Origin of the sequence: Alkalicoccus chagannorensis DSM 18086 (assembly GCF_000429725.1) — a bacterium.
Classification (GTDB): Bacteria; Bacillota; Bacilli; order Bacillales; family Salisediminibacteriaceae; genus Alkalicoccus; species Alkalicoccus chagannorensis.
The window spans coordinates 60,694-73,097 of sequence record NZ_AUCK01000011.1 but is presented as its reverse complement, the minus strand read 5'-3'; the positions used below and the strand labels follow the sequence as shown (position 1 = coordinate 73,097).

At 52.0% G+C, this 12,404-nt stretch carries 8 protein-coding genes; 3 read left to right on the top strand and 5 right to left on the bottom strand.

Annotated features, from left to right (window positions below; all coding sequences use genetic code 11):
* Nucleotides 1-79: 79 nt before the first annotated feature.
* The gene (locus tag G477_RS21700; RefSeq protein ID WP_026697440.1) at nt 80-622 is read right to left on the bottom strand and encodes an IS66 family transposase; all 543 of its coding nucleotides are present in this window, start codon (nt 620-622) and stop codon (nt 80-82) included.
* Between the two features lie 444 nt (nt 623-1,066).
* The gene (locus G477_RS19030; RefSeq protein WP_245575432.1) at nt 1,067-4,405 is read right to left on the bottom strand and encodes a transglycosylase domain-containing protein; all 3,339 of its coding nucleotides are present in this window, start codon (nt 4,403-4,405) and stop codon (nt 1,067-1,069) included.
* Nucleotides 4,406-4,891: 486 nt separating this feature from the next.
* On the opposite strand from G477_RS19030, the gene tyrS reads away from it, so the two are divergent.
* Nucleotides 4,892-6,172 (top strand): tyrosine--tRNA ligase, encoded by a 1,281-nt coding sequence (gene tyrS, locus G477_RS0107605; protein ID WP_026697439.1) that lies wholly within the window; start codon nt 4,892-4,894, stop codon nt 6,170-6,172.
* 25 nt (nt 6,173-6,197) lie between these two features.
* Nucleotides 6,198-6,995, top strand: a complete 798-nt coding sequence (locus tag G477_RS0107600; RefSeq protein ID WP_026697438.1) for an ion transporter — start codon at nt 6,198-6,200, stop codon at nt 6,993-6,995.
* Nucleotides 6,996-7,604: 609 nt separating this feature from the next.
* Here G477_RS0107600 and rpsD read toward each other — a convergent pair.
* A complete protein-coding gene (rpsD, locus tag G477_RS0107590) occupies nt 7,605-8,207 on the bottom strand; it encodes a 30S ribosomal protein S4 (protein WP_026697436.1) in 603 nt (200 codons plus the stop codon).
* Between the two features lie 322 nt (nt 8,208-8,529).
* Between rpsD and G477_RS0107580 the strand changes: the two genes are divergently transcribed.
* Nucleotides 8,530-10,599: a GGDEF domain-containing protein gene (locus tag G477_RS0107580; protein WP_026697435.1), complete on the top strand. Its 2,070-nt coding sequence runs from the start codon at nt 8,530-8,532 to the stop codon at nt 10,597-10,599.
* A gap of 174 nt (nt 10,600-10,773) precedes the next feature.
* Here the strand turns inward: G477_RS0107580 and G477_RS0107575 are convergent, their stop codons facing one another.
* Together G477_RS0107575 and hisJ are read right to left on the bottom strand one after the other, a co-directional pair.
* Nucleotides 10,774-11,259, bottom strand: a complete 486-nt coding sequence (locus G477_RS0107575) for a GAF domain-containing protein (protein WP_026697434.1) — start codon at nt 11,257-11,259, stop codon at nt 10,774-10,776.
* Nucleotides 11,260-11,361: 102 nt separating this feature from the next.
* A complete protein-coding gene (hisJ, locus tag G477_RS0107570) occupies nt 11,362-12,165 on the bottom strand; it encodes a histidinol-phosphatase HisJ (protein ID WP_026697433.1) in 804 nt (267 codons plus the stop codon).
* Between the last annotated feature and the right edge of the window lie 239 nt (nt 12,166-12,404).

Genomic DNA, 12,404 nt, shown 5'->3' with positions numbered 1-12,404 from the left:
AAGCGTCAAAGAATACGTACGGAAATCAGGCTCTGCTCCTGCGATTACTCGTCGCATGGAAGCCCGTTTGCTCCTGCGATTACTCGTCGCATGGAAGCCCGTTTGCTCCTGCGATTACTCGTCGCAAGAAAACCGCTCGCTGATCCTGAGCCGCGCCTTCTGCTCGGACACGCCAAAAAGCCGTATACCCTTCTCTTTTTGAAGAATGGTATACGGCCCATCGGCCGCTGGTAACGCTTATTCCGGCTTGTACACAAAGGCTTCCTGCATGGCCGGCGCCCACGGCAGGTACTCCTTTAGAACATCGGGACTCAGGGACGGCAGGTTCGGCAGGGTTTCCAACAGACAGCGCAGGTACGCATGGATGTTCAGCCTGTTCGCCTGCGCCGTATGAACGAGGGAATAGAGGAGAGCTCTTACGTCCGCGCCACGAGGAGTGTTCGCAAAAAGCCAGTTTTTTTCTCCCGACGGCAGCCAAATTGTTCGCGAGTGTCTGTCGTTCCAGTTTCACCCCACGGGCGGACATGCTCTGCGCCTGGCGGTACAGAGGAATGGCCATCTGGAATTTCTGAGTTATGCTCCACGCAATCGTCGAAGCAGAAAGGAAGAAAAGATGCAGCATCCTCCTTTATTATAACGAAAGGCTCGTTTTTCCTAAGAGAGAAAAAGCATTGCAGCCTTTAAAAAAAAGAGCTGCGCGCAGCCGGCGGCAGACTAGCGGAGAGAGTCCCCTCCGGAAAGCGCCCGGCGGAAGCAGAGCGTCCCTCCGTATGCCAAATAATATCTGTTGTTTTTATAGAAAAAACAACAGATATTATTTGGATGATATTGGTTAATCAACAGACCTGACCTTATGCCTTCTTCTCTACTGGCTTGCTTTCAGTATAGATGAAGCGCACGTGTCTAAACAGGTACATATTCTTTGACGCTTACAGAGATAAACGAGGAGGCGCCGAAAAGATTCATAAAACGAGAGCCGGCGATCGATTGGACGATCGCCGGCTCTCTTGCTTCTTCATGGGTAGGGCACTGTGGGCAGGGCCCCCTCTCTATTCATTCTTGTCTGCTATTCAGTATTGTTCGAGGTCTCTTCTTCATTATTGACAGAGCTGTTATTTGTTTCTGTCTCACTGTCAACATCGTTCGTTGCTGCTTCTGCATCGTTATTGCCAGCATCATTCGTGTTGGCATTTGAATCATTCGCTCCGCCATTGTCAGCACCGTTGTTCCCGCCGCCGGCGTTGTTGGCGCCATTGTCAGCACCGTTGTTCCCGCCGCCGGCGTTGTTGGCGCCATTGTCGGCCCCGTTGTTCCCGCCGCCGGCGTTGTTAGGGCTGTTGTCAGCCCCGTTGTTCCCGCCGCCGGCGTTGTTGGCGCCATTGTCGGCCCCGTTGTTCCCGCCGCCGGTGTTGTTGGCGCCATTGTCAGCCCCGTTGTTCCCGCCGCCGGCGTCGTTAGGGCTGTTGTCAGCACCGTTATTCCCGCCGCCGGCGTTGTTGGCGCCGCTGTCAGCCCCGTTGTTCCCGCCGCCGGAGGTGTTGTTGGCGCCACCGCCGGTATTCGTACCGCTGTCGGTTCCGCCGCCGCCAGTGTCGCCAGTGGAGCCGGTGCCGCCTCCGTCGTTGGTACTGGAAGTGGATGCACCAGGATTACCGATGGTTACTACGCTGCTTCGCGAAGATTCCCGGCCGGACGCATCGACTGCGGTAACATAGTATGCGGCTGTACCACCGCTGTACGTGTAGTCCTCATCCCAGCGGAGACTGTCCACATGTGTAAAGGAACTATTTTCATCCGGAGCCTGATACACACGGTATCCGACGACATCGCCTTCCGGATGGGCTCCCCATCCCATGGAGGAAGTCCCTCCGAAGACATTGCTGGGAGCGCCAGGTGTGCGGCCGTTATCCGGTGCTTCTTCTTCTGTGCTTATCAAGTTATCCCAGTCATCCGGAATATACTCAGATAGATCTTCGTCGTCTTCTAAATTGAAGAATTCATCGCTGATCGACACACCGGATCTGGTGAATTCGGAAGGAGTCGAATCAAGAGCGAGATAGAAATCACCGTTCACTCGTACATAATCGACGCGCTCAAGCGTATCATCTGTTTCCGTCGGCACGTGTTCTTCATTAAACAAGTCAGTGGTCACCATGCCGGCTTCTTCGCATAGGTCGGAAGGGAGCTGTCCGGAGATCCCGCAGACGGTTGCTTCTACGATGCCGTCCGGTTGTTCAAAGCTGTCTTCCGGTTCCATGAATGAAGGATCGACCGAGTGGGCAGCGTTCGCAAGGTCGGCCCATAACTGCTGTGTTCTTGGACCGTAGTTCATGCCGTTCACCGATTGTTCGACGCTGACTTCCTGTGTGCCGTAACCGACCCAGATTCCCTGGGTGAAGTTCGGATTCAGACCTACGAACCAGGAATCGACGATATCATTTGTCGTTCCTGTTTTACCGGCCAGGTCGCTGTCAAAATTCATGCGGCCGGGCAGGGAGCCTGCGGTTCCCATGTCCGAATCAAGCACGTCGCGCATCATATCGATCATCAGATAGTTGGTCTGTGTACTTAAAATGTCGGTCTCCACGTCGTGATCCTGTTCAAAAATCACGTCCCCATCAGCTGTTTCAATTCGTTCGATCATATAGGATTCTTTTTTGGATCCTTCGTTACCGAATGAGGAGAACGCGCTCGTATTGGCTTCCACGGTCATGCCGATCGTACCAAGAGCCGTGGATTCAAAAGGGAAGCTGCTATCATCCGGAAAGAATCGTTCAAAGCCGTAGTCGCGTAGTCCGTCCAGGATGTATTCCTGATCCATTCTGGACATTTCCCGTACTGCCGGAACGTTTCGGGAAGAAGCATGCGCTTCTCTTGCTGTCATCATACCCTGGTTGTTCAAGTCAAAGTTGGTGACCTCCCGCGGCTCATCATCGTCTCGTGTAGATTCATAGATATACGGAATATCGGGCGTCAAGTAAGCGGGCTGCAGCTCGCCGCTTTCAAAACCAAGTCCGTACGTGAGCAGAGACTTCATGGTAGAGCCAGTGTTACGTCGGAAACCACCAGCGTAGGAGAGTGTCATCGCATGGTTCACTTCGCTGATTTCAAAGTCACGGCTGGCTACAAAACTTTTGACTGCACCGGTGCGGTTGTCGATCAGCACCGATCCTGTCTGCTCTTCGTATTCTACATCGACCCATTCGCCATCCTCTGTCTCCTGGGAGACCGTCTTATTCGGACCGAAGTGTTCGAAATTCTCTACTGCCTCCTGCTGCGCATCGTAAATGTCTTTGTCGATGGACGTATGAATGCGGTAGCCATTTCGCTGCAGGGCTTCTTCCGCATCTTCACGGTAGCGGTTAAGAAGTAGAAGTTCCTGCTCCGGATCATCAATTTCGTCGAGAAATACATCGTCTTCTTCCATCAAATACTCAGCTACTTTATCTCTTGAACGATTTTCTACTGTTCTCAAAATAAACGGATAGTCATCGTAAGAAGTAGTTTCCGGCTCCGCAAAACTGGCCTCGAGGTCATAGTTCTCAGCCGCTTCCAGTTCTTCATCATCAATATAATCCATGCGGTGCATCCGGTCGAGCACGGTAGCCATTCGGTTGATGCCGGAGTCAAAGGATTCTTTGACACTTCCATCTACTTCAAAAGGCGTGTGGCCGAACGGCGACTGCGGCAGACCAGCAATGAATGCGGCCTGGGGAATGTTCAGTTCAGAAGCATCCACCCCGAAAATCCCCTGAGCAGCTGCCTGAGCACCGGCTACCTGCTGACCTGACGCATTGCGGCCGAAGGGAACAACATTTAAGTAGGCTTCCAGAATATCTTCTTTATCAAAAAATTGTTCTACGCGCATCGCCAGCAGAATTTCTGCAGCTTTCCGGTCATGAGTGACTTCACTCGAAAGCAGCTGGTTTTTCACAAGCTGCTGGGTCAGCGTACTTCCGCCGGTCTGTGTATCCCCGCCGGAAAAATCCTGCATTACTGCCCGCATCAATGCTTTCGGGACAATCCCTTCATGCTCGAAGAAATATTCATCTTCGGTTGCAATGACCGCATTGATCAAGTTCTCTGACATATCGTCAAGAGGGATCTCACGTCTTTCCAGAGGGGAGGGAAGGTCTCCTAGGTATTCTTCATCATCAAAATAAATTTCCGTCGCTTCTTCGTAGTCATATATAGCTAGCTCGAGCTCGTCCGGCTCGTGCACTTCCTCTTCCTGGACGAGGGAAGCAAAGTAGCCGGCTCCTGCTCCTCCAGCGAAAGCAGCCATAACCAGAAGGAGTATAAAAAAGATTAAAAGTACATTCCAGACAACCGCAGAAGTAATGCGGAAACTCCTGGTCAGGGCAGCGACCCCGCCGGCAATTCCGGCTTTTTTCTGTTCAGCCACAGTGTTTCCTCCTTTTACAAACATAGGTGAATTCATTATATCATATGACTATCTGTGCCCAATAGGTTGATGGTCTTAATCCCTATCGGTGAAAAGCTTGACTGAACCAGTTCGCCTGTGATAAAAAATAGAGTGGTATGCATATCATGATCGACGTTGAACAGAAAAAGTAGTCTGCTGTTTCCCTGTACAGAAAACTGGTGGCCGATGCGAACCAGGCATAAACAGACAGATGAATTACGTTCTGGGAGTCCGCCGCTGGAAACAGCGCCGCCGCTGCACGTTACGCAGTTGAGATCAGATCACAGCGGTCTGAGAGAAGGGTGGCACCGTGCTGGACGACCAGCGCCCCTTGCTGCAGAAGCAGCAGGGGGCGTTTTTTTCTTGGCTGGAATGGATAAGTTTTCATTACAGAAGCAGCCGTCGGATGCCGGCTCTCGTCGCAACGACGCTGTCTGATTACACTAAAATCAAGGGGGAAGACACATGACACACATTTTAGAGGACCTGAAGAACCGGGGACTCGTAAATCAGGTGACCGATGAGCATGGATTAAAGGAGCTGTTGAATCAAGAACAGGTAAAGCTCTACTGCGGATTCGATCCGACAGGGGACAGCCTGCACATCGGACATCTCCTGACGATCATCACGCTCCGGCGCTTTCAGCTCTCCGGGCATCAGCCCTACCCGCTCGTAGGAGGAGCCACCGGACTCATTGGGGACCCGAGCGGCAAAAGCGCAGAGCGAAGCCTCAATGAAGAAGAAGTAGTGAAAGGCTTCAGCAGGAAAATTCAGCATCAGCTGGAGAAGTACCTCGATTTTGAAGGGGAAAACAAAGCGGTCCTCGTCAACAACTATGACTGGATCGGCAGCATGACCATCATTGACTTTTTGAGGGATACCGGCAAACATTTCGGTGTTAACTACATGCTTGCAAAAGAATCTGTCGAAGCCCGGATCAAAAGCGGCATTTCCTTTACGGAGTTCAGCTACCAGATTCTGCAGTCGCTCGATTTTCAGTATCTGCATGACCATCACGGTGTCAAGCTGCAGATCGGCGGCAGTGATCAGTGGGGGAATATTACGGCAGGGCTCGAATTGATCCGCCGCACATATGGCATGGAAGAAAGCGGCCGTGAGCCAGTTTATGGATTTACGATTCCGCTCGTGACGAAAGCCGACGGGCAGAAGTTCGGCAAAACGGAGGGAGGAGCCGTCTGGCTTGACCCGGAAAAAACCTCCCCTTATGAGTTCTACCAGTTTCTGCTGAACACTGACGATCAGGACGTCATCAAGTTTCTCCGGTATTTCACGTTTCTGGAGGAAGAGGAGATCCGCTCGCTCGAAAAGGAAGTCCAGGAACGACCTCATGAGCGTGCAGCCCAGAGAAGGCTGGCAGAAGAGCTTACGGCCTTTGTCCATGATAAAGAAAATCTGCACCAGGCACAGAATATCACACAGGCGTTTTTCGGCGGTGGTGACCTTACCTCCCTGACGACAGCTGAAATCAGTCAAGGTTTTAAAGATGTGCCGTCCTACCGCATGGAGGAAGCGCAGATGCCGCTGGTAGAACTGCTCATCGAAGCTGGAATCGTAACATCGAAGAGGCAGGCGAGAGAGGACATAACGAATGGCGCCGTTTATGTGAACGGCACCCGCTGCCAGGACCTGGATTATCAGGTCGAAGAGAAAGATCAAATAGATAAAGCCTTTACCATCATCCGCCGCGGGAAGAAGAAGTTTTTCCTGATTCGATGGAGCGGTTGAATGCAGTAGGGAAAGGAGCCCGAACATGAGTGACACGTCATCTTTCCGGGCGTTAATGGCCAGCATCGCCAACCATCCGTGGTTTCAGCCAATCATCATCAGCATCATCATTTTTAACGGCCTGATCATCATTGCAGAGTCGTATCAGCCCGGCAATGATCTGCTGCTCGTCCTTGATACGGTTATTGTGTGGATTTTTGTTATCGAGCTGATGATTAAACTGACGGGGCTGGGGATCCGCGGCTATTTTAAAAATCCGTGGAACCATTTTGATTTCGCCATTGTAGCTCTCAGTCTCATCTTTTATAACACACCACTGGTCAGTGTTCTTCGTCTGATCCGCGTGCTGCGTCTGATCCGGATGATTCCGGCTATACCGGCACTGAAGAAAATTATCGATTCGCTCGTCCGTTCCATTCCTGCGCTGACCGGGATTCTCGGCTTGACGATACTCATTTTCTCTATTTATGCGATTATCGGCACGACGTTTTTCCGGGGAGTGCTGCCGGCCGAATTTTTCGACAGCTTTCATATGAGCCTGTTTACGCTGCTTCAGGTAGTTACCTTTGAATCCTGGGCAAGCCAGGTGGCAAGGCCGGTTATTGCGGAAATTCCGCTGGCCTGGATTTACTTCGTCTCCTTCATCGTCATCGGAGCCCTCGTCATTCTCAACCTTGTCGTAGCGGTCATTCTTGATTATCTTGGACATGAAGATGAAGAGGTGAATAAGCAGGAAATGGCGAGACTGCATGAAGACAACGAGGAACTGAAGTCGGAAATCCGCGAAATCAAGGACATGCTGCAGGACCGGAACCGACCTTAAGAGCAGCGCTTCTCGTAATGCAGCAGAAAGCGTCAAAGCACCTGTACCGGAGGGCCGAAGCACCTTTTCTCTAAACGGAAAAAAGCTTCGTGAACAGAGCAGGGTGATCAACCATCATCTGCTGGAAACGGACTTGCTCAAATCTGCCTGCCGTCGTCTCCGGCGATGCAGGACCAAGCCCTCTGAGGCGTGCATAGCCGTATGCCACTCTTGAAACAAGAGCATGGTATACGGCTGTTTGACGTTCCCGGACAGAAAGCGACAGCTCAGAAACAGCGAGAAGGCTTCCTGCGGCGAGGAGCCGGGTCCCTCTCTCCTTCATGATTTTGGATACATGCATAAAAAAGGATGGTGCCGGCACTTGCAAGGTGCCCGCGGAACAAGGGAGAAAAACAGGTCCTCATTCACAAATTGAACAGGCTCAGGAGTGCTCAGACGTTTTTCAAATGGCGCACTTAGGATTCTCATTGAAAAGAAAAAACAAACCGAACCCTTTTCAGAAGTGAAGGGCGGCGACGACAGAGGGATCAAGCGCCGTCCGAACATCCTGCAGATGTGAACAACAAAAAAAGCAGGACCCGGATTTGGGTCCTGCTTTTCTGCGGCATATTAACGGCTGTACCACTCAACGATGAGCTGTTCGTTAATTTCTGCCGGAAGTTCAGAACGTTCAGGCAGACGCACGTAAGTGCCGACTTTGTTGTCTTCGTCAAATTCAAGGTAGGAAGGAACGAAGTCGTTGACTTCCAGTGCATCCTTGATTGCATCCATGTTCATGGATCGTTCGCGAAGAGAAATTTTCTGACCTGGAACCACGCGGTAAGATGGTACATCCACGCGGCCGCCGTCGACTGTCACGTGTCCGTGGTTAACCAGCTGACGGGACTGACGACGCGTACGTGCAAATCCTAGTCGGTAAACAATGTTATCGAGACGGGATTCCAGCAGTGCCATGAAGTTCTCACCGTGAATACCTTCACGCTTGCCTGCAATCTCAAACAGCTTGTGGAACTGACGCTCTGTCATACCGTACATGTGACGCAGCTTCTGCTTTTCCTGAAGCTGAAGTCCGTATTCTGTCATCTTCTTACGGGAGTTCGGGCCGTGCTGGCCTGGTCCGTAAGGTCGTTTCTGGAGTTCTTTCCCTGTTCCGCTTAGAGAAATACCGAGGCGGCGGGAAATCTTCCAGCTTGGTCCTGTGTATCGAGCCATGTGATAGCTCCTCCTTCATCATAAAAAAATTACGTGAAATAAACAGGTCGTAATCCCGGATCCCTGTCATTTCATGGTCTGGTACCTTCGCCTCGACAGCTGGAGGTTACGCAGTACCCCTCGACGGTGCGGGCATGAAATGATACAGAAAAACGTTTACGCAGGCTGTCCTATTTGCACAAAAGCTATTGTAACGAAAACAGGGCCGGGAGTCAACCTGTTTATCTCGCTAATCGACGGGGTACATGATACTATAGTAATAGATGAAGAGAAGACAATACGGAAAGAATGATGAAATGATGTCATTCTGCGGGGGAGGGACATGATTGTGCGCATCGACAGCAGGAACTACATACCTGAAGCATCTCAGTTTCATTTAATAGCCGGGGCGGCAGAAAAGCTGGACATACCGCTGCTGGTGCAGGCTGCTGATACGAGCGGGAAGGTACGTCTGTACGCCGATTACCGGAACGATGCGGCGTGCTGCACCCGGATGGAGGCCCCTCTCGTTCCCGGGAATGTTTTCATCGAAGCTCCGGAATCAGAGCACAGCCGTATTGCGGCGCTGCTCCAGCTGGAAGAGAGAGATGTGTCCGACTGGGTCTACACACTGCTCGAAGACCTGGAAGTGTACGAGACGGTCGAAGAGTTTTCCAAACGTTTTTTCTCCGCCCTTTTTATCGACCCGACTGCAGCCGTTCTTTACATGCAGGAAGCAGAAGAATATTGCCTGCTCCCTGTGACGGCAGGACTTGAACGGGTACGTCCCGATACGTGCAGCCATGAGGTCATCGGACAGCTGCATGACGCTGCGGCTCAGCAGACGGCGGTCACGATACCGACCGGCGACAGCGAAAGCAGAGGATATCCCGTGTCGGTCAGGGGGGCGGCTGCAGGCATGATCCTTGCCGGGAATGAGGCCGGCTGCCGGCTTCATGAGAAAGACATGACACGTATGATTCGATTGTTTTCTCCAGTCCTGGTGAAATTGCATAAAACAGAAATGCTGAAAAAAGATAAGAGTAAAAAAGACCTGCTTCTCCGTTTTTCCCGAACGTTTCACTCTTCTAACGAAACATCGGATATTCTAGAAAGCTTCCTTAGTGCGGTAGACTCTTTCTATCCAAGTGCGGGAGCAGAAATTCACCTTGCTGGAGAGTGGAGTTCGATCAGCAATCACAGAATCAGCCAGCTGTCTTTTTATAATCCTACCGATATCGTCGTCGAGGCGTATCAGCAGGCGGAATACAAACGCGACGCCAGCACACTCTATATTCCTTTGAAAGGACGTCAGGGAGTATATGGAATATGTACCCTGCAGACTAAGGGGGAGACGTACGCTCCCTATGACGACTCGTTCCTCCAGCTGCTCGCAGACTCGTGTGGGGATTCACTTGAAAATGCCCATTTGTACCAGCAGACGAAACGGCACGCAGAAGACATGACGGCCATCAATGACTTCACGAAGCTGTTAAATAAAAAGCGTTCCACTGCCGTCATGACGAATGTCCTCGCGGCCTCTATTCAGGAAAGTACGGGTGTGGACCAGGTCGTGTGCATGTTAAAGGACGTGCGCTACCATCACGCTTCTGTTCTTCCTGATAGGTGGAACGAGGCGTCCATGGAGCCATACAGGCGATTAATGCAGCGGGATCTGCTGGAAAAAGGCGAGCACATTTTTCTCGGGACGATGGGGAAAGAGGCGTTGTTCCAGACCGCAGCCGGGATCCCGATGGTGCAGGATAATACCATTATCGGCGGTGTGCTGCTTCTGTCCAGCAAAAAAATGGCACTCAGCTTCGAAGCATTTAAAGTGCTTCAGTCTATGACGCAGCATGCCGCGCTGGCAGTAACCAACGCTGTTCTGCAGGAAGAACTCCGCTACCTGCTGGAGACGGATGCGCTCACTTCGCTTTATACGAGAGATTACATGGAGAATAAGGTACGAACTTCTATCGATCAGCATCGCGGCGGTTCGCTTCTGCTCTTTGATCTCGATAATTTCAAATCGGTCAACGATACGTACGGCCACCAGACTGGCGACAAGGTTCTCGCTGACAGCGCTGCGGTTCTGCTGCAGGCAGCCGACCGTTTCGGCGGGACGGCCTGTCGATGGGGTGGGGAAGAAATGGCTCTCTATCTCCCGGAACATGGAAAACGGACGGCGCTGGAAGCAGCGGAATGGATTCGTGTCCGCGTTCCGGAAACAACAGAACCTTCTGTAACGCTATCCTGCGGAATCAGCCTGTGGAAAGAAGACGAAACGATCAAGCTGGAGCGACTGTTTGCCGAGGCAGACCAGCGTCTCTACCGAGCAAAACGGAACGGCAGAAATCAGACAGCAGCCCCCGATGAACAAGAGGTTGAAACAGAAGGGACAGGCTCCGCCTGAGCGGCTCTGTCAGAAAAGAAAATCCGGTTCTGAGTACCTTCCAGCGATAAAAACGAGCCGCATAGAAACGGTAGAAACGAAAAAGGCCCTCACCTTGTTTTTGGTGAGGGCCTTTGTTTGAGAACGTAAATCACGGGTCTGCGCCTATATGAAACGGGAGGCCAGGACCGGCTTTCAGCGGTTCAGGTGGTTTTGGAGCGTATCGGCGAAGGCTTCGAGCCCTTCCTGGTCTTCTTCCGTGAAACGGGAATGGACAGGACTGTCAATATCGAGCACGCCGAACACCTCGCCATTGTGAAAAAGCGGGATAACAATTTCGGAGTTGGACGCTGCGTCACAGGCAATGTGGCCGGGAAACGCATGCACATCGTCTACCCGCTGTGTACGTTTTTCCGCAGCCGCTGTGCCGCAGACCCCTTTTCCAAAAGCAATTCTGACACAGGCAGGCAGGCCTTGAAAGGGGCCGAGAACAAGCCCGCCCTCCTGTTCGAGGTAAAAACCTGTCCAGTTCACATCGTCAAGAAAATCATGAAGCAGTGCTGCTGCATTGCTCAGATTGGCCGTAGTATTGGTTTCTCCCTCCAATAGCGCATCCAGCTGACGGTTCAGCATGCGATACTTTTCCGGGAGTGTTCCTTGATCTGCTGCTGTATTGACCATAGGTATCACCTTTCCATTCATGTAGTATGCCCAGGAGTATATCACAGACCTCGGTGGATGAACATGCATCAGCTCCGGCTCTGGATGTCCGTGGAGCAGCCGCTAGTCCAGGAGGGATGCGACGCTTTGAATGTCGGCACCTGTGTGGTCCGAGCGGTGGGCATCCGACCCGTATACAACGGGGATGTCCATCCCGGCTGCTTCCTGAACAAAGGTTTCAGGAGGATACATCTCGCGGCATTCCGGTTTATACCTGCCTGCCGTATTGGCGTCGAGCTGCATGCCGGCAGCTGCCAGATGATGGAGTACTTCCCTGATCCGCGGCGTGTCATCGACCTGCTGGTCAAAAGCATGCTGAAACTTGCGGATCAAAGTGATATGGCCGAGGCGGGCCGGTTTATACGGCCCCAGATCAGCCTGAATGGCCTGTAGCAGGGTCTCGTAGTAGAGGTGATATAATGGCCCGCGTCCGCCTGCGTCCAGCGCCGCCGCTTCAAAGGCTTCCCTGCTGAAATCAATGCAGTGCCAGCGGCTGTCTGTCTGAAGAAAATGTACGGACAGGATGCTGTCGTCCAGGTAAGGACCTGCTTCCTGAAGAAGGGCCTTCGTTTCCTTTTCCCATCCGTGAATGTAATCCACCTCCAGGCCGGACAAGATCGTCAGGCTGCCCCGGTACTCTTGTTTGATGCGCTCTACAGCCTCCAGGTATGGAAACAGCTCATCCGGGTGCATGGCGCTGTCCCCGCCCGGGACCGGATCTTGAAATGAGGCCGGCAGCGGTGCGTGCTCTGTAAACGTTAGACCGCTCAGCCCTTTTTTTCGTGCTTCTTCTGCATAGGCAGCGAGTGTATCCGCGGTGCCGTGCGGGCAGAACGGGGTGTGTACGTGACCATCATGGCTCAGCATAAGAATGTCCTCCTTAAATACAGTGAAGTCGAACGGTGTCCAGTATCCGTTATCCTTCTATCATCTGCAGAAAACGGAGAGAAAACAATAGAAAATTACTGAATTTAAGAGAAAATTTTCAGATAAGACGTCTGCTCATCGCCTGTGAAGCAGTAACAGGCGATGAGCAGGCAGTGCCGGGTGGAAACATAGAGGAAAAATGAGTCGAAAGAATCAATTGTTGAAATTCAAATAACTGG

What these genes read in the sequence shown, in the direction of transcription:
- G477_RS21700 (WP_026697440.1), bottom strand. Translation starts at nt 622, where the DNA reads ATGCTGCATCTTTTCTTCCTTTCTGCTTCGACGATTGCGTGGAGCATA.
- tyrS (WP_026697439.1), top strand. Translation starts at nt 4,892, where the DNA reads ATGACACACATTTTAGAGGACCTGAAGAACCGGGGACTCGTAAATCAG.
- G477_RS0107600 (WP_026697438.1), top strand. Translation starts at nt 6,198, where the DNA reads ATGAGTGACACGTCATCTTTCCGGGCGTTAATGGCCAGCATCGCCAAC.
- rpsD (WP_026697436.1), bottom strand. Translation starts at nt 8,207, where the DNA reads ATGGCTCGATACACAGGACCAAGCTGGAAGATTTCCCGCCGCCTCGGT.
- G477_RS0107580 (WP_026697435.1), top strand. Translation starts at nt 8,530, where the DNA reads ATGATTGTGCGCATCGACAGCAGGAACTACATACCTGAAGCATCTCAG.
- G477_RS0107575 (WP_026697434.1), bottom strand. Translation starts at nt 11,259, where the DNA reads ATGGTCAATACAGCAGCAGATCAAGGAACACTCCCGGAAAAGTATCGC.
- hisJ (WP_026697433.1), bottom strand. Translation starts at nt 12,165, where the DNA reads ATGCTGAGCCATGATGGTCACGTACACACCCCGTTCTGCCCGCACGGC.